Source organism: Allorhizobium sp. DMC15 (genome assembly GCF_056314065.1).
In genome coordinates this window covers 802,471-818,876 of sequence record NZ_JBQUZB010000001.1, presented here as the reverse complement: position 1 = coordinate 818,876, position 16,406 = coordinate 802,471, and the positions used below count along the sequence as shown (strand labels likewise).

Sequence of the window (16,406 nt, the reverse complement as noted above, 5' to 3'; positions counted from 1 at the left end):
CGGCTACTCATGACCAATCTTGGCGATCTCGAAGTCTTCGTCCGCGTCATCGCTGCCGGCAGCATGTCGACGGCGGCGCGCGATCTGGGGTTGTCGCCGGCCGTTGTGTCCAAACGCATCAAGCGGCTTGAGGACAAGCTCGGCACGCGGCTCCTGCAGCGCACGACGCGGCAGATATCGCTGACGGAGGCCGGCCAGGGTTTTCACGAGCGGGTTTTGACGGTGCTGGGCGGGCTTGAAGAGGCGGAAGCCTTTGCGTCAGGACGTTCCTCGGAGGTCAACGGCACGCTGAAGATCTCGGCATCGACCTCCTTCGGCCGCATGCATGTCGCGCCGCACTTGAAGCCCTTCATGGAGGCGCATCCGGATCTGGCGATCCATCTGGTGCTGTCGGACGAGTTTACCGACATCGTTGGCGGCGGCTTCGATCTCGCCATTCGTATTGCCGAACTCAACGATTCCTCGTTGGTCGCCCGCCGGCTTGCACCCGTGCGCCGCGTGCTCTGCGCTGCACCTGGCTATCTGGCCGCGCATGGGACGCCCGAGACCCTGGAGGACCTGAAGAAACATCGCTGCCTGCCGGCCCATAACCACGACTCTTGGCGGCTGGAAGGGCCAAGCGGGCCGGTGACCCTCAGACCGGAGGGCATGCTGATCACCAATTCCAGCGAGGTCATCCGCGAGGCCGTGATCGCCGGCCTCGGCATTGCGCTACGCTCCACATGGGATGTCGGGGCGGAGCTGAAGAGCGGCAAACTGGTGCAGGTGCTGCCGCAGTATGAAAGCTCGCGCAATGTGGCGCTGTCCGCCGTCTATCCGAGCCGCCAGTTCCTGCCAGCCAAGGTGCGGTTGTTCATCGATTACTTAGCGGAGCTATACGGGCCGGTGCCTTATTGGGAGCGCTAGGACTGCGCCGCCAACCCACCCGGCACCGAACTCCAAAAACCGTATTTCTTCGAATGATTGCGCTTTAGCTCCGCCAGAAACGCAGCATGGGTCGAAAGGCCGTGACCTTCAGGCAGGTTCGGCATGAGGCGGGCGAGCTCGCCGACATAGCGCCCGGCATGGGGATAGGCCATGCCGATGCCGCGACGGAGGATGTCTTCGACCAGCACGCGGTAGAGAACGACGGCGGCCAGCGGCTCCTTCGCCGACAATGCCTCGGCAGCGGGGGCGAGGTCGTCGTAGTGGCGGCCCTCCCAGTCGTGGCTGTGGCGCAGGACATGGGCGGCGGCGAGATCGAGGCGTGGCCAGGCCAGGAAAAAGTCGAGCGCGAGATAGATGTCCTCGTGCTCCTTTGCGAGCGCCAGCGCCCGGTCGAGTTCGTCGAATTCGGCGAAATCGTCGAGCTTCGACAGGTAGAGCTTGAGGACCTCGGGATCGAGGGTTTCGGCAAATTCCCGCCAGCGCAGTTCCTGGGCGTCCTCGCGACGCTTCAGCCTTTCGAGAATCTCGGCCTCCAGCAGGCGGCGCTCATGAGCACCATAGTCTGGACCGACCGATGCCAGCACGCCATTGACCGGGATGAGGCGCACGCCGCGCGGGCGCTCGCGCACCCATTCCAGCGCGTCCTCGTGACGGCCGGCCTGATGCAGCATGCTGGCCACGGCGAGCGTGTCGCGGCGGTTGTCCGGCTTCTGGCGCTCCAGTGAGAGGAAATCGTCGATGTCACCCTGATGAAGAGCGAGCGATTGCAGGAGATCGAGCGCGCCGAGCTTCAAGGGTTCGGAGGGCAGGACCTCCGCCAGCACCTTGCGCCACGCCTTCGCTGCCGGCCCCGAGACGACGCCGGTCAGCGCGCGCAGGAAACCGGTGTGTTCGCCGTAGCGGTCGCGCAACCGCAGGCGTTCCAGATGCGGCACGAGCAGCGGCTGCTCCTCAGCGCCTACGGTCTTGATCAGCTCAAGGGCGGCGAGCTCGGTATCCTCGAAGACCTTCCAGAGGCGGGCATTGTCGGTCGCCATCCGGGCGGAAACGGGGAAACGGAGGCCGAGGAAGCGCAGGATACGCTCGGCAGCAGCCTGAGGATCGGCAGCCCCAAGCTCGGAGAGGATGTTGCGGGCCAGGGCTGCGAACTCGCCGGCAAGATCGCGCGCGCGGGCCCGGTTGATGCGGGTCGTTGCCTGATCGATGGCGTCGAGCCGCTTGTCGATCAGCCGGGCCATCTCGTCAGGCCCGGTCTCGCCCGCGAGCGCCGTCTGCAGCCGGGCCTTCAGCGCCTTGTTCGCAGCGGATTCCTCCAGAAGGATATCGACCAGTTTCTCGAGCCCAAGGCCGGTCAGCCCCTTCTTGTCGAGTTTTGCCTTGGTCTGTCTTGCCATTCTGCCTTCATCCACTTCTGCTGGCTTTATATCGAACGGACGCTGACGCTCGGCAAGGACAAATGCGCCATGCATAAGATGTCACCTCACTGAAGACTTGATGTAGTACCGCTTCGTGGTATCATCGCCCAATGAAAAAGAAGCATCGAGCGACGCTGGAGCAGATCTTCGCCCGGCCCGTCAGCGGCACGATCCGCTGGCCGGACATAGAAGCGCTGTTTGCGGCACTCGGTGCGGAGATCAGCGAGCGGGAGGGTTCGCGCGTCGGCGTGTTTCTGTTCGGTCAGGTCAGGGTTTTTCACAGGCCGCATCCGACACCGGAGACCGACAAGGGTGCGGTGGCCAGCATCCGCAAATGGCTGGAAGAAAATGGAGTGACGCCATGAACAATGTCATCGACATCGAAGGTTACAAGGCGGTTGTATCGCTCGATCCGGAACTCGGTCTTCTGCGCGGAGAGTTTCTGGGGCTGAATGGCGGCGCAGATTTCTATGGCGAAAGCATCGAGACGCTGCGCAAGGAGGGCGCCACTTCGCTCTCCGTCTTTCTGGAAATGTGTGCCGAGAAAGGCGTCGAGCCCTACCGGCAGTTCTCCGGCAAATTCAACCTGCGGCTCGATCCGAAACTGCACGAAGCCGCCGTCATTGCGGCGCGCGCCGAAGACAAGAGCCTCAACGAGTGGATCGCCGACGTCATTGCCGAGGCCGTGGAGCGGTGATCAGCCGTCCCGTTCGTGGCTCCTACGGATCCTTCTCACCACCCACCAGACGCCAAGCACGGCGAGCGGCACCGAGAGGCCGGTGATGATGGCGGGGTCGAAGGGCAGGACATCGTGGGGCACGGCCTTGACGGCATAACCGACGAGACCGACGACATAGTAGGAGATGGCGGCGACCGAGAGGCCTTCGACTGTCTGCTGCAGGCGAAGCTGCATTTCGGCGCGGCTGTTCATGGCGGTCAGCAGATCGGAGTTCTGCCGCTCCAGTTCCACATCGATCCAGGAGCGGACAAGGGCGGTGGCGCGCGAGAGTTTTCGCGAGAGGTTCGCCTGGCGCTCTTCGATCGACTGGCAGGTGCGCATGGCCGGCGCCAGACGCCGCTCGAGGAAGGCGCCCAGGGTTTCGTGGCCGGGCACGGGCGTTTCGTCGAGCGTCTTGATGCGCTCGCGCACGATGCCGTCATAGGCGCGGCTCGCGCCGAAACGGTAAAGGCTCAAGGCTGCATTGGCTTCAAGCTCGGCGGCCAGGCGCGTGAGTTCGGACAGCATCTCGTCGGACTCGTCGCGGGCATGCGCCTTCATCCGCTGCGTGACGGCCGTCAGGCCGTCCTCGATGCGGCGGATCTCCGGCGAGAGCGTCTGGGCGAGCGGCAGGCCGAGCATGGCCATGGTGCGGTAGGTCTCGATGTCGAGCAGGCGCTGGACGACGGCGCCGCGTCCCGCTTCCGTCATGCCTCGGTCAATGACGAGGATCTGGGTGAGGCCATGACCATCCTGGCGGAAGTCGGTGAGCACGGCTGCCTGGCCGTTTTTCAGCTCGCTGTAGCAGAGGCTTGCCGGATCAAAAACCGCCTTTGCATCTGCGATTTCAGGGCCATCGGTCCGCAGTTCGAGGCGGATACCCGAGATCAGCGGACCGGGTGCCGTGAAACCATCGCCAAAGGGATGGATCGGCACATCACCGCCGAAGGTTTCGGGAAGGGGACCGTCCCAGAACCAGGTCGAGAATTCCGTATGCCGCTCCCAGCGCAGGGTCCCCTGCCCCCAAGCCAGTGCATGATGGCGCGCATGCTTGTCAGGCGGTGCGACACCGCGCGCGCGCGACAGTTCGGAGATCGCTGCATGATGAACCGCCGCGCCGCCATCCATCATAAAGGCCAACTGAAAGATCACCCGGCCGGATTTCACCAATGCATAGGGTCGCGCGTGGATTTCGCCGAGCGCCACAGCGCGCTCCGCTGCCATCGGAAATGCGAAATCACCCTTTGCCACGTCATCCGTCTCCCTTGCCCATTGTCAAGCTAACAGCGCAGTCGCATCGGAGCAAAGGCGCAATCGTCACAGGGCGCGGTCGATCCGCAGATTTGTTGCTGGTCACGCGCAACTCAACTGGCCAAATTATTTGACCAATCTGCGGGCCACTTGGTAAGTCTGGCCTCAAGGAGACCGATGTGAGCGATAACGACGAGACACTCTTTTCCGGCGTTCCCCACAGCCGGACGGCGGATGAAGTGGTGCAGCAAATCGAGCAGCTCATCCTCGACGGCGTACTGCGTGACGGCGACCGGCTCCCGGGCGAACGGGAGCTTGCACAATCGCTTGATGTCTCGCGGCCGATCCTTCGCGAAGCCCTGAAGGAACTCGAGACGCGCGGACTGCTGATCAGTCATCATGGCGGGGGCACCTATGTCGCCGACATCATCGGGCAGGTTTTTTCGAAACCGGTGACCGATCTCATTTCCCGGCATGCCCGTGCCACCCGGGACTATCTCGAATACCGCCGCGAGCTGGAAGGACTGACCGCCGAACTCGCGGCGAAGCGGGCCACGGACGCCGACAAAGCGCTTCTCGCGCGGATCATCGCAGACATGCGGAAAGCGCATGAAGACGGCAAGGCCGAGGCCGAGCTTGCAGCCGATGTCGAGTTTCACAACGCTGTTGGCGAAGCTGCCCATAACATCATTCTCCTTCACACGATGCGCGCCTGTTACCGGCTGCTGTCGGAGGGCATCTTCTTCAACCGGAAAGCCGTCTTCTCGTTGCCGGACGCCCGGGAGCGGCTGCTGGAGCAGCATGTGGCGATCCACGCGGCCATCGAAGCCGGCAAACCCTTGGCCGCCAAAGAGGCGGCACAGGCGCATATCGATTTTGTCATGCAGGCCGCCGCGGAAAGCGCGCGCTCCGACGAGTGGGACAGAATCGCGAAACTGCGCCTCATCCGGCGGGATGGCAGCCAAGTCGCGGGGCGCGGAACACGGGCATCCAAGGACCACGGAAGCGATTGATGCCGTTGCGGCAGATTGGTCTCCGAGAATTTTAATCCTCAAAGATGGAACATAACCCGGCTCTTCGGGTTTACTTTCTTCTTTCCAGGAACGAAATTTTCAAAGCGGAGACCATGGCACCGACATCGGACGTATTGGACACACCGCGCATCGCGCTCATCTCAACGCATGGCTATGTTGCTGCCCAGCCACCGCTCGGCGCCGCGGATACTGGCGGACAGGTGGTCTATGTGCTGGAACTGGCCAAGAAGCTCGGGCAACTCGGCCACAAGGTCGACATCTATACCCGACGCTTCGAGGAGCAGCCGGAGTTCGATACTGTCGACGATAATGTGCGGGTTATCCGCATCCCCTGTGGCGGCCCGGACTTTATCCCGAAGGAATATCTGCATCGCCATCTGGGCGAATGGAATGAAAAGGCGCTGCGTTACATCAAACGCGAAGGCCTGACCTACCTCTTCATCAACAGCCACTATTGGGATGCCGGTGTCGCCGGCCAGCGGTTGTCGGAAGCGCTCGGCGTGCCGCATATCCATACACCGCACTCGCTCGGGCTCTGGAAGAAGCGGCAGATGGAGACCGACTATCCGGAGAGAGCCGACAAGTTCGAACAGGAATTCAATTTCAAGGAACGCATTCAGCACGAGTTGATCGTTTATCGCAGCTGCCAACTGGTGATCGCGACAACCCCCATCCAGCTCGACATGCTGACGGCAGACTACGGCTTGCCGCAGAACCGCGTGCACATGATACCGCCCGGCTATGACGATAATCGTTTCTACCCCGTCTCGGAATCGTCCCGGCAGATGGTGCGCCAGCGCTTCGGTTTCGAAGGACGCACCGTCCTGGCACTGGGGCGGCTTGCGACCAACAAGGGCTACGACCTTCTCATCGACGCGTTCTCTGTTCTGGCGCAGCGCGTACCGGACGCCCGGCTGCGGCTGGCACTCGGCGGAGAAAGCCTCGATGCGCAGGAAGAGGCCATTCTCACCCAGCTGAAGCAACAGGTTGCCGATCTCGGGATTGTCGACAAGGTGGAATTTACCGGCTTCATACCGGATGAAGACCTGCCCGACATGTACCGCGCCGCTGATCTTTTCGTGCTTTCCAGCCGGTACGAACCGTTCGGCATGACCGCGATCGAGGCGATGGCGAGCGGCACCCCAACGATCGTCACCATCCATGGCGGGCTGTTCCGGGCGATCAGCTACGGTCGTCACGCGCTTTATGCAGATCCGTTCGACAAGGAAGATCTGGGCATCACCATGATGAAACCGCTCAAGCATGCTCGGCTTTATGGCCGGCTGTCACGGATGGGCGCTCACAAGGCGCGCAGCCTTTTCACCTGGACCGGGATCGCGCAGCAACTCGTCGCTCTTGTCGAAGGGCGTCCGGTGGCGCAAGCTCTGGAAGAAAGCGACTGGGCTGAACCATGGAACGACGGGGATTGAAACCGGTGCGCCTCTTTTCTTCGGACCTCGACGGCACCCTCGCCGGGGATCGCGAAGCGTCGCGCGCCTTTGCCCGGCTGTGGCAATCCCTGCCCGATGGCGAGCGACCGATCCTCGTCTACAACAGCGGCCGGCTGATCGAAGACATTCTGTCATTTACCAGCGATGAGGGACTGCCGCCCGCGGACTTCCTGATTGGCGGTGTGGGCACCATGCTGCACAGCCAGAGCCATTCGCAACTGGTCGAGACCTACCGGAACCTGATTGCCGATGGTTTCGATGTCGATCTGATCGAGGCCGATCTCGTGATGATGGAACGGCTTACGCGGCAGCCGGCGCACTATCAGCACGACTACAAATCGAGCTGGTACCTGCATGATGCAACGGCAGAGGAAATCCTGGAGCTGGAGCGGCTTCTGCTCGGTTCAGGACACAAGGCGCGTATCGTTTATTCCAGCAACCGTGACCTGGATGTGGTCCCCGACACCGCCGACAAAGGTAAGGCGCTTACCTGGCTTTGCCGCGAACTGGGGATCGAGCTGGAAGAGGTGGTCGTGGCAGGCGACACGGGGAATGATCGGGCGATGTTCGAACTTGACGGCGTTCGGGGTATTCTGCCAGGCAACGCACTTCCTGAACTCACCAGCTTCGCGCAGGCGAATGAGAGCATGGTTGAAACCGAGGGCACGGCGGCTTGGGGCGTGATCGAGGGGTTGCGCAAACTTGGGGTTTTTGCGCAACCCTGATTGGCCGGAGCTCGTGTCAAGGCGAGGTCCGGGCAACGGATGTCGCATTGACAGGAACACTCTTCGACTACACCTGATAGTGGGCGCGAAACATTCCTTCAAAATAGACCGGAAGCCCGCAATACTCGTCGCGTTTCGCAGGCATTTTGGCGTATTCTTATATAAACGAATCGAGGCAACCGTTCATTGGGTATCATCGGCCGCATCACCTCCGACCTGAAGCTCATGCTGCAGCGCCCGCCGCGGCAGCAATTCGCTGCGATCTGCCATCGAAGCAAGAAGAAGAGTGGAGAGCTCGAGGTGCTGCTGATCACGAGCCGGGATACGGGCCGCTGGGTCATCCCCAAGGGGTGGCACATGCCGGGCAAGCAGCCTCATGCCATTGCCGAACGTGAAGCTTATGAGGAGGCCGGCATCAAGGGAAAGGCGGGTCCCGAACCGTTCGGCTTCTACACCTACATGAAGCGCATGCGCGGTGGGAACAAGGTGGCGACCCGGGTTCAGGTTCATGCGCTTGAGGTGAAGAGCCTCCTCAAGGACTTTCCGGAGAAGGGCACGAGGCGGCTCGAATGGGTAAGCTGCGAAGAAGCCGCGAACCGGGTGGACGAACCGGAGTTGAAGGCTCTGTTCCTCGCCTTCGGCAAGCAGGCTGCCGCTCAGGCCGAAATCCCGGGCAAAATCACTGCAAATGTCGCGTGAACGGGCTGTAACAATACTGTCATATTGAATGTCGCTCCCTTTGCCGCTAGGCGTTCGGGATCGAAGCGAAGCGTGCCCGCCAGCACCGAAAACGTTTCACATCATTCTGACACCATGCCACGTATGAGGAACCGGAAGGGAGCCTCTTCCGGAAAGCTTATGCCATGGGTAAATCGACGCCGAAGCTCGTAAAGCCGACACTCGACAAGGATCTGGACAAGATCGCTTATGTGGAAGAGGCCTCGCAGCATGTTTCGCGGGGGCTTGCACCTTACGGTCTCGCCCTGATCTTCCTTCTTCTGGCTGCAATCGTGGCAGCGGCTGCGGCGACGGACCGTCCCGGCACGGCCGTGGTCATGGCCGCAGCGGCGCTCGCCGCCTATATGGCAATGAACATCGGCGCCAACGATGTGACCAACAATGTCGGCCCGGCGGTCGGAGCCCGAGTGATCAGCATGGGGGCGGCGCTTTCGATGGCGGTCGTCTTCGAAATCGCGGGCGCGATGATCGCCGGCGACCAGGTGGTCGCCACCATTTCGCAAGGAATCATTTCCCCCGCGACGAGCCTCACAGCCAATGCCTATATCTGGGCGATGATGGCGGCGCTTCTGTCCGCTGGTCTCTGGGTCAACTTCGCAACCTGGGTCAATGCCCCCGTCTCCACCACCCATTCCATCGTCGGCGGCGTCCTGGGTGCCGGCGCGGCGGCAGCGGGGCTTGGATCGCTCAACTGGGGCATCGTGGCCGGTATAACCGCAAGCTGGGTCGTTTCCCCGCTTCTTGGCGGGGTCATTGCGGCGCTCGTATTGGCCTTCATCAAGGAATTCATCATCTATCGCGAGGACAAGATCGCCTCGGCGATGCGGTGGGTGCCCGTTCTCATCGCCGTCATGACGGCGACCTTCGCCACCTATATCAGCATCGAAGGGCTGAACCGGATCACGCCGATCTCTCTGCCTGCCGCGCTTGCAATCGGCGTCGTCTGCGGACTTTGGGTCTGGCTTGCGGTGAGGCCGGTGGTGCGCCGGCAGGCCGCCGGTCTGGAAAATCGAAACCAATCGCTGCGCAAGCTTTTCCGCCTACCGCTGATCTGCGCCGCCGCGCTCTTGTCCTTTGCCCATGGGGCCAACGACGTCGCCAACGCGATCGGCCCCTTGACGGGCATCGTTTCTGCAACATTTGCCGATGGCGGGATCGGGGGCGGAGCGCCGCAATTCTGGGTCCTGTCCATCGGTGCGCTCGGCATCTCCCTGGGCATCCTGCTTTTCGGGCCGCGACTGATCCGCATTGTCGGTCAGGAGATTACCAAGCTGAACCCGATGCGGGCGTATTGCGTGTCGCTTTCGACCGCAACGACCGTGATCCTCGCCTCGGCGCTCGGCTTTCCTGTCAGTTCGACCCATATCGCAGTCGGGGCCGTGTTCGGGGTGGGTTTCTTTCGCGAATGGTATACCCGCCACTCGAAACGGCGCGTGGAATACATGCGTGCCAAGGCAGAACGCTGGGACGTCGAGCCCAAAGCGGAGCGCAATCCGGAGGAAATCCGCCGTCGCTATCTCGTGCGCCGCTCGCATTTCATGACGATCGTCGCGGCCTGGGTGATCACCGTTCCAGCCTCCGCCGGACTTGCAGCGGCGCTGTATTGGGTTATGTCTCACCTCGTTCTTTGATCCCGGAGAAGAGACTTCCATGCGTGCCAATTACCGGATGCAGCGGCTCTACGTGACCGCTGACCTCGCACAGAACCTGGCCATCGAGGCGACGGCTGAGCAGTTCAACTATCTCGCCAATGTGCTGCGCTTCGAAGAAGGGGCCGAGCTTCTCGTCTTCAACGGGCGGCATGGCGAGTGGCGGGCAAGCATTCATTTTCCCTCGCGCAAGAAGCTTCTGATCACGCCTATCGAGGAGACACGCCCGCAACCGGCGGATTGTGACCTGCATTTCCTGTTTGCGCCGCTCAAGGTCGGCCGGATGGACTACCTGATCCAGAAGGCGGTCGAGATGGGAGCGGGTATTCTGCAGCCGGTCATGACCCAGCATGTGCAGGGCAAAATTGGCAGCATCGAGCGGCTTCAGGCTAATGCCGTGGAAGCTGCCGAGCAATGCGGGATCCTCGCCATTCCCCACGTCGTCGAGCCGAAGAAACTCCGCGATCTCCTCGACCGCTGGTCGCCGGATCGGCGGATCATTTATTGCGACGAAGACAGCGCGACGCAAAATCCCCTGCCCTCCCTATCGCGCATTGAGGAGACATCGCTCGCGCTGCTGGTCGGCCCCGAGGGGGGATTTTCCGAAGAAGAACGGACGCTTCTGCGCTCCCTTCCCTTCGTGACGGCCATTCCGCTCGGTCCGCGCATCCTGAGAGCCGACACGGCCGCCGTCGCCGCCATGGCTGTCGTGCAGGCAGCGATCGGTGACTGGCGGTGAGGCTTTTCAGCCGCTTCCTCCATTCCAGTTTTTTGAGCCGTGCTTGAGAGAATTTCACTTGCGCGGCATATAAATCCGGTTCAATCAGCCTGTCGGATGGGCGTTCTCGCCCGGTGACGACGCCTCACTAAGGTAGCATTCATGGCCCGTGACACGACCGACCAGACGCCTCTCGGCACTCTCGACGACATGGCTGCCTATATGGCCGCGGGTGCCAAACCGAAGGAGCAGTTCCGGATCGGGACCGAGCACGAAAAGTTCGCGTTCTTCCGCGCCGACAACAGCCCGGTGCCCTATTTCGGCGATGCCAGCATTTCCGCCCTTTTGAAGGGTATGCAGGAAAAGCTCGGCTGGGAGCCGATCATGGACGGCGAGAACATCATCGGGCTCGGCGAACAGCAGGGCATGGGCGCGATCTCGATCGAGCCCGGCGGACAGTTCGAATTGTCGGGCGCGCCGGTCGAGACACTTCACCAGACATGCAAGGAATCCAACCAGCACCTGGCGGTCCTGCGGGATATCGCGGAGCCGATGGGCATCCGGTTTCTGGGACTTGGCGGCAGCCCGAAATGGACGCTTGCCGAGACCCCACGCATGCCGAAATCTCGCTACGACATCATGACGCGCTACATGCCGAAGGTCGGCACCAAGGGGCTCGACATGATGTACCGGACCTGCACCATCCAGGTGAACCTCGACTTTTCGTCAGAAGCGGACATGCGCCAGAAGATGCGCGTGTCGATGAAGCTGCAGTCTCTGGCGACCGCGCTCTTCGCCTCCTCGCCGTTTACCGAAGGCAAGCCGAACGGACTGCTCTCCTGGCGTGGCGACATCTGGCGCGACACCGACAATCAGCGCGCCGGTGTGCTGCCCTTCACCTTCTCCAAGGATTTCTCCTTCGGCGATTATGTACGCTGGGCGATCAATGCGCCGATGTATTTCATCGTGCGGGACGGCCGCTATCATGACTGTACCCACATCACCTTCCGCCAGTTCATGGACGGAGCCCTCAAGGGCGAAATCGCCGATTGGGAACCGCAACTCGGCGACTGGACGAACCACCTTTCGACCTTGTTCCCCGATGTTCGGCTGAAGCGCTTCCTTGAGATGCGTGGCGCCGATGGTGGCCCCTGGCGGCGCATCTGTGCGTTGCCGGCATTCTGGGTCGGCCTGCTCTATGACGACGCGTCGCTTGCGGCCGCCGATGCCGCCACGGCCGACTGGACTGTGGACGACGTCATCGCCATGCGCGACAGCGTGCCGGCCAAGGGGCTGAAGGCGACAGTGGCCGGGCGCGCCCTGCTCGACGTGGCGCGTGACATGGTCTCCATCTCCCGCCAGGGCCTCAAATCCCGCGGACGGATCAACGGCGACGGGCAAGACGAGAGCATCTTCCTCAACACGCTGGACGAGGTTCTGGCCAAGGGCACGACTTTGGCCGACGACCTTCTTAGCCTCTATCACGGGCGATGGAACGGCTCGGTCGACCCCGTCTTCGACGAATACCAGTACTGATACGCCGCACGATCGGACCGACGAGCGACGCTGGGCAAAACCGTAGAAACCGGTTTGCGCAGGGTTTTTTCCGTCTATAGTGCGGACGACATCCGCGCACATTTCGGGAGAAAAGGTCCATGCTGCCATTGTTCGACATGATGCTCCAGGCACAGAACGGCAGGGCGATGGAGGCCATGGCGCGGCAGTTCGGGCTGGCGCAGGAACAGGCGGCCAAGGCCATCGCCGCGCTCACGCCCGCCTTTGCCTCCGGCTTCAAGCGAAACACCTCCAATCCCTATGACTTCTCCGCCCTCATTTCGGCGATGAGTTCCGGCAACTATGCCAAGTATTTCGAGGACATGAGCTCAGCCTTCACGCCGCAGGGTATAGCCGATGGCAATCAGGTGCTGCAGCAGCTGTTCGGCTCCAAGGAGGTGTCCCGGGCGATCGCGGCGCAGGCGGCGCAGTTGACCGGCATCGGTCAGGACATCCTGAAGCAGATGATGCCCGTGATGGCCGACACCATGATGGGAGGTCTGTTCAAGCAGGCTACTGGGCAGTTTGGCGGCTCGACTGCGTTTGCGACATCGCCGATGGCGACCATGATGCAGCAATGGCTGGAAAGCACCGGGCTGCAGCCGAAGCCGCAGCCCCAGGCCGACTCGATGTTCGACAATCCCTTCACCCGCGCCTTCCAGGAGATGATGGGCGGACAGAAGAAGCCGGAACCCCAGGCCCAAACCAATCCTTTCCTGGTCAACCCCTTCGCCAAGGCTTTCCAGGACATGGCTGCCGCCTATACGGGGCAGCCGTCCGCCCAACCGGAAGCTCCGAGGCCTGAGGCGCCGAAGGCGCCCGAAAAGGAGCTACAGGAGGGTTTCTCCGCCATGGTCAACACCATGTTCGACAGCGGGCTGGAAGTGCAGAAAAGCTATCAGAAGAGCATGGAGCAGATCTTCGAGACCTATCTGAGCGCGTCCAAGCGCGAGGCTGCGACCTCGGACGAACCGCCGGAGCCCGAAGACAGGACCTGAGCCGGGCTTTCTGCCGCAGAGCAAACGAAAACGGCGCGGTCTCCCGCGCCGTTGTCGTCAGGTCCTTGGCTGACAGCTCAGAATTCTTCCCAATCTGAATCCGACTTCTTGTCCTTGGCCTGGCTGAGCTTGGCGCCGAGGCCGATCGAGATCTTGTCCATGAGCGAGCGGGCCGGTGAGGCCACGGCGCGGTTACCGGCTTCTGCCGGAGCGACCTTCGGTTTGGCTGCGGGGCGAGCCGGAGCAACCGGAGCCACCGATGGCCCCGCGCCGGCTGGCGGCGTCTTGCGGGTAAAGCCGGTGTCTCGCTGATCGGCGAAACGATTCTGAACAGACGCGGCCCCCGCCTCGACCGTGAACTGGCCGACGAGATCCGACAGCATTCCTGCATCGCGCGTCAGGCCCGCCATTTCGGCATTGGTCTGCTCGGCAGCCCGGGCATTGTGCTGGGTCACATCTTCCATGCGGCCGACAGCGGCATTGATTTCGTTGAGGCTCGCCGACTGCTGCTTCGAGGTCGAGGCGATGGAATGGATGTGATCGCCGATCTGGACGACCTGGCCTGCGATTGCCGACAGGACCGAACCGGTCTCGCGAACGAGGCCGACACCGTTCGACACTTCCTCGCCGGATTTGGTGATCAGGGCCTTGATGTCCTTGGCGGCGGTTGCCGAGCGTTGTGCGAGTTCGCGGACTTCCTGCGCGACGACGGCAAAGCCCTTGCCGGCTTCCCCCGCCCGCGCGGCTTCGACCCCGGCGTTGAGCGCCAGGAGATTGGTCTGGAAGGCGATTTCGTCGATGACATTGATGATCTTGGAGATCTCGCTCGACGCATTCTCAATGCGCTGCATGGCATCGACCGCGCCGCCGACGATTTCGCCGGAACGATCCGAATTGGCGCGCGCCTCGACCGCCAGGCGGGATGCGTTCTCCGCCCGTTCGGACGAATGACGGATCGCATCCATGATCTGGCGAATGGCGGCCGAGGTTTCGACCAGGGCTGCAGCCTGTTGTTCGGTTCGGCTGCTCAGATCGGCCGTTGACGAGCTGACGGCACTGCTCTTGCGATTGATCTCCGCGACATTGCCGTGAACCGCCGCGACGGTGCCCGACAGACGTTCCAGCGAAGCGTTGAAATCAAGGCGAAGACGATCGAGATTGCCGGTCAGCGGCTTGTGGATGGTGGCGGTCAGATCCCCGTTGGCGAGACGCTGCAGGGCATTTCCAAGCACGTCGATCGCCTCGCTCAGCTCTGCCTGGGCGGCCGCGCGCTCGGCTTCGCGGGCCTGACGTTCTGTCTCGGTTGCTGTCCGGCGGCTCTCGTTTTCCGTTTCAAGTTCGCGCTTGTCGATCTCTGCCTGACGGAAAACCGCGACCGAACGCACCATGTCTCCAATCTCGTCGGAGCGTTCAAGGCCCTTGAGTTCGATGTTCGTGTCGCCGTCCGCGAGGCGGCGCATGGAGCCGACAAGCTCGGATATCGGACGCGTAAGCGTGCGGGAGAACAGAAGACCAATCACGGAGCCGGCAAGAACCAGGACGGCACCGAAGCCGATCGACTTCATGCCGGCCGAGAGGAGCTCTGCCCACACTTCTTCCTCGCCGATCAGCGCGACGACCGACCAGCTGACATCACCGAACTGCAGGGGAACGGTTGCCGCATAGCTGTTGAGACCGCGATAGCCATCAATCGTGCCGGTGGCATCCTGAGCGGATTGCGCCGCCGTCACGAGCGGCGATGCGATGCTGACTTTCAGCGTGTCGTCTCCCGAGGTGCGTGTGCTGTCGGACACCAGGAAGCCGGCCTTGTCGACCAGCAGCGTTTCCCCCGTGTCACCGAGACCGCGTGTATTGGAGAAGATCGCGTTGATCTGGTCGTTTGGAAGCTGATAGGCGAGAACGCCGACCTTGCGATCGTTCATGATGATGGGAACGGCAACGAAAGCAGCGGGCGCTCCGGCGGACGGTGCGTAAGATTCGAAATCCGAATTGGCAAAGGCATTCGGATCCTCGCCCTTCATGGCTTTCTGGAACACCTTGGCAAGGCCGGTATCCTTGTAAGGCCCCGTCACCAGATTGGTGCCGAAATCCGTTTCCTTCATCACCGTGTAGACGACATTGCCGTCTTCATCGATGAGGAAGATATCGTAATAGCCCTGCGCCTGTTTGTGCGTGAGGAAGGCCGGATGGCTCTGGCGGTGGGCCCGATCGTAATTGTCCTTCTTGGCCGTTTCGAGCTTGAACTTTTCACCGATCGGGTTGGGATTTTCATCGATGTAACGGCGATGGAGTTCGGTGGCGGGATCATCGCCCAACTTTGCCCAGGCGCTGGTAATGCCGACAAGCGCCTGCTGCGTCGTCATGTTGGAGGCCGTCTGCTGCGCATCAAGCCGAATGCCATCCAGAAAACGCCGAGTCTCGTTCCGGCGGCCATCCGCCGTTGCCTCCAGCTTCTGGAAAACCTGCTGGTCCAGGATCCGGCTCTGCTGGACCAGACCGATCGCGACGGACGCGCTCAGGATGGCCAGGGCAAAGAGGGTCGCAGCGACCGGCAGTTTCGTCGAAATGCGCATGAAGGATCTCCATGAGAGTAACGCGATCAAGCCGTTTCATGGCTGACACACGGCCGTTAGCAAGTGGTTACTCGCCGCCTGTTTCCTTTCTCATTTCACAATACACTTCGTTATTTTAGCGTTTACAAAAAAGCCCGGTCCGGATTTTCACCGGGACCGGGCAAAAGGCAGGGCTATTGGCTGTCACCCTGCGGGGATAAAGTCGTCTCACCCGACCTTGCGACCGCGCAACGCCTGTTCGGACCGGCGACGGGCAAGCCGTGTCAACTGCTGCGAAGGATCGTCAGCCAGGCCATGCTCTTTCAACACCCGGACGACGTCGGAGCGGCTGAGGCCGACATCGTTGAGCAGGCGATCGTCGAGATCGGCGAGGTTGTTGGCAGCAAGACGATTACGGAGCGCCGTCCAAACGTTGCGGAGCCAGACGCCTGCATGGGCCATACGCGTGGGGCGCGCGGTCTCTGACAATGCAAGATCCAGATCAAGAATACGTTCGGTCGTGCGCATGGTTTTCGTCCTTTCGACAGGCACGAGGAGACAGGCCCCGATCGCGACAGCGACGAGGCAATGAGGGCTGGAGTGGATCGATTGGCCTCAATCGGCCGGCGGGGAATGCAGCACCAGAATGTCGAAATGATATTGATCAGTCCAACGA

15 protein-coding genes are annotated in these 16,406 nt (G+C 61.8%); 11 read left to right on the top strand and 4 right to left on the bottom strand.

Annotated features, from left to right (window positions below; all coding sequences use genetic code 11):
• Positions 1-9: 9 nt before the first annotated feature.
• Positions 10-906, top strand: a complete 897-nt coding sequence (locus ACT53S_RS03900) for a LysR family transcriptional regulator (protein WP_476065982.1) — start codon at positions 10-12, stop codon at positions 904-906.
• Here the strand turns inward: ACT53S_RS03900 and ACT53S_RS03895 are convergent.
• The gene (locus ACT53S_RS03895; RefSeq protein WP_476065981.1) at positions 903-2,321 is read right to left on the bottom strand and encodes a DUF6880 family protein; all 1,419 of its coding nucleotides are present in this window, start codon (positions 2,319-2,321) and stop codon (positions 903-905) included. The genes ACT53S_RS03900 and ACT53S_RS03895 overlap by 4 nt on opposite strands.
• 131 nt (positions 2,322-2,452) lie before the next feature.
• On the opposite strand from ACT53S_RS03895, the gene ACT53S_RS03890 reads away from it, so the two are divergent.
• Both ACT53S_RS03890 and ACT53S_RS03885 read left to right on the top strand, forming a co-directional pair.
• Positions 2,453-2,707 (top strand): type II toxin-antitoxin system HicA family toxin, encoded by a 255-nt coding sequence (locus ACT53S_RS03890; RefSeq protein ID WP_113375983.1) that lies wholly within the window; start codon positions 2,453-2,455, stop codon positions 2,705-2,707.
• Positions 2,704-3,039: a type II toxin-antitoxin system HicB family antitoxin gene (locus ACT53S_RS03885; RefSeq protein WP_142070578.1), complete on the top strand. Its 336-nt coding sequence runs from the start codon at positions 2,704-2,706 to the stop codon at positions 3,037-3,039. The genes ACT53S_RS03890 and ACT53S_RS03885 overlap by 4 nt, the downstream gene beginning before the upstream one ends.
• On the opposite strand, the gene ACT53S_RS03880 is transcribed toward ACT53S_RS03885, so the two are convergent.
• Entirely contained in the window at positions 3,040-4,311 is a 1,272-nt protein-coding gene (locus ACT53S_RS03880; RefSeq protein WP_113375981.1) for a DUF3422 family protein, read from the bottom strand.
• A 179-nt stretch (positions 4,312-4,490) separates the two neighbouring features.
• Between ACT53S_RS03880 and ACT53S_RS03875 the strand changes: the two genes are divergently transcribed.
• The 8 genes from ACT53S_RS03875 to ACT53S_RS03840 all read left to right on the top strand — a co-directional run bounded on the left by ACT53S_RS03875 (position 4,491) and on the right by ACT53S_RS03840 (position 13,178).
• Positions 4,491-5,324 (top strand): FadR/GntR family transcriptional regulator, encoded by an 834-nt coding sequence (locus tag ACT53S_RS03875; protein ID WP_113375980.1) that lies wholly within the window; start codon positions 4,491-4,493, stop codon positions 5,322-5,324.
• Between the two features lie 113 nt (positions 5,325-5,437).
• Positions 5,438-6,775 carry a glycosyltransferase family 4 protein gene (locus tag ACT53S_RS03870; RefSeq protein WP_113375979.1) on the top strand — a complete coding sequence of 446 codons (1,338 nt, stop codon included), beginning with the start codon at positions 5,438-5,440 and terminating at the stop codon, positions 6,773-6,775.
• A 5-nt stretch (positions 6,776-6,780) separates the two neighbouring features.
• A complete protein-coding gene (locus tag ACT53S_RS03865) occupies positions 6,781-7,521 on the top strand; it encodes an HAD-IIB family hydrolase (RefSeq protein ID WP_476065980.1) in 741 nt (246 codons plus the stop codon).
• 186 nt (positions 7,522-7,707) lie between these two features.
• Entirely contained in the window at positions 7,708-8,220 is a 513-nt protein-coding gene (locus tag ACT53S_RS03860; RefSeq protein WP_476065979.1) for an NUDIX hydrolase, read from the top strand.
• A gap of 164 nt (positions 8,221-8,384) precedes the next feature.
• Complete coding sequence (locus ACT53S_RS03855) at positions 8,385-9,890, top strand: inorganic phosphate transporter (RefSeq protein ID WP_476065978.1); 1,506 nt, start codon at positions 8,385-8,387, stop codon at positions 9,888-9,890.
• 19 nt (positions 9,891-9,909) lie between these two features.
• Complete coding sequence (locus ACT53S_RS03850) at positions 9,910-10,647, top strand: 16S rRNA (uracil(1498)-N(3))-methyltransferase (RefSeq protein ID WP_476065977.1); 738 nt, start codon at positions 9,910-9,912, stop codon at positions 10,645-10,647.
• A 141-nt stretch (positions 10,648-10,788) separates the two neighbouring features.
• On the top strand, positions 10,789-12,162 hold the full coding sequence (locus ACT53S_RS03845) for a glutamate--cysteine ligase (RefSeq protein WP_476065976.1): 1,374 nt from the start codon (positions 10,789-10,791) through the stop codon (positions 12,160-12,162).
• A 119-nt stretch (positions 12,163-12,281) separates the two neighbouring features.
• Positions 12,282-13,178, top strand: a complete 897-nt coding sequence (locus ACT53S_RS03840) for a DUF937 domain-containing protein (RefSeq protein WP_476065975.1) — start codon at positions 12,282-12,284, stop codon at positions 13,176-13,178.
• Between the two features lie 77 nt (positions 13,179-13,255).
• On the opposite strand, the gene ACT53S_RS03835 is transcribed toward ACT53S_RS03840, so the two are convergent.
• Both ACT53S_RS03835 and ACT53S_RS03830 read right to left on the bottom strand, forming a co-directional pair.
• The gene (locus ACT53S_RS03835; protein ID WP_476065974.1) at positions 13,256-15,751 is read right to left on the bottom strand and encodes a methyl-accepting chemotaxis protein; all 2,496 of its coding nucleotides are present in this window, start codon (positions 15,749-15,751) and stop codon (positions 13,256-13,258) included.
• Positions 15,752-15,958: 207 nt separating this feature from the next.
• A complete protein-coding gene (locus ACT53S_RS03830) occupies positions 15,959-16,258 on the bottom strand; it encodes a YjiS-like domain-containing protein (protein ID WP_476065973.1) in 300 nt (99 codons plus the stop codon).
• Between the last annotated feature and the right edge of the window lie 148 nt (positions 16,259-16,406).

Bases quoted from the DNA above. Each gene is read 5' to 3' on its own strand.
- ACT53S_RS03900 (WP_476065982.1), top strand. From the start codon at position 10: ATGACCAATCTTGGCGATCTCGAAGTCTTCGTCCGCGTCATCGCTGCC.
- ACT53S_RS03895 (WP_476065981.1), bottom strand. From the start codon at position 2,321: ATGGCAAGACAGACCAAGGCAAAACTCGACAAGAAGGGGCTGACCGGC.
- ACT53S_RS03890 (WP_113375983.1), top strand. From the start codon at position 2,453: ATGAAAAAGAAGCATCGAGCGACGCTGGAGCAGATCTTCGCCCGGCCC.
- ACT53S_RS03885 (WP_142070578.1), top strand. From the start codon at position 2,704: ATGAACAATGTCATCGACATCGAAGGTTACAAGGCGGTTGTATCGCTC.
- ACT53S_RS03870 (WP_113375979.1), top strand. From the start codon at position 5,438: ATGGCACCGACATCGGACGTATTGGACACACCGCGCATCGCGCTCATC.
- ACT53S_RS03855 (WP_476065978.1), top strand. From the start codon at position 8,385: ATGGGTAAATCGACGCCGAAGCTCGTAAAGCCGACACTCGACAAGGAT.
- ACT53S_RS03850 (WP_476065977.1), top strand. From the start codon at position 9,910: ATGCGTGCCAATTACCGGATGCAGCGGCTCTACGTGACCGCTGACCTC.
- ACT53S_RS03845 (WP_476065976.1), top strand. From the start codon at position 10,789: ATGGCCCGTGACACGACCGACCAGACGCCTCTCGGCACTCTCGACGAC.
- ACT53S_RS03840 (WP_476065975.1), top strand. From the start codon at position 12,282: ATGCTGCCATTGTTCGACATGATGCTCCAGGCACAGAACGGCAGGGCG.
- ACT53S_RS03835 (WP_476065974.1), bottom strand. From the start codon at position 15,751: ATGCGCATTTCGACGAAACTGCCGGTCGCTGCGACCCTCTTTGCCCTG.
- ACT53S_RS03830 (WP_476065973.1), bottom strand. From the start codon at position 16,258: ATGCGCACGACCGAACGTATTCTTGATCTGGATCTTGCATTGTCAGAG.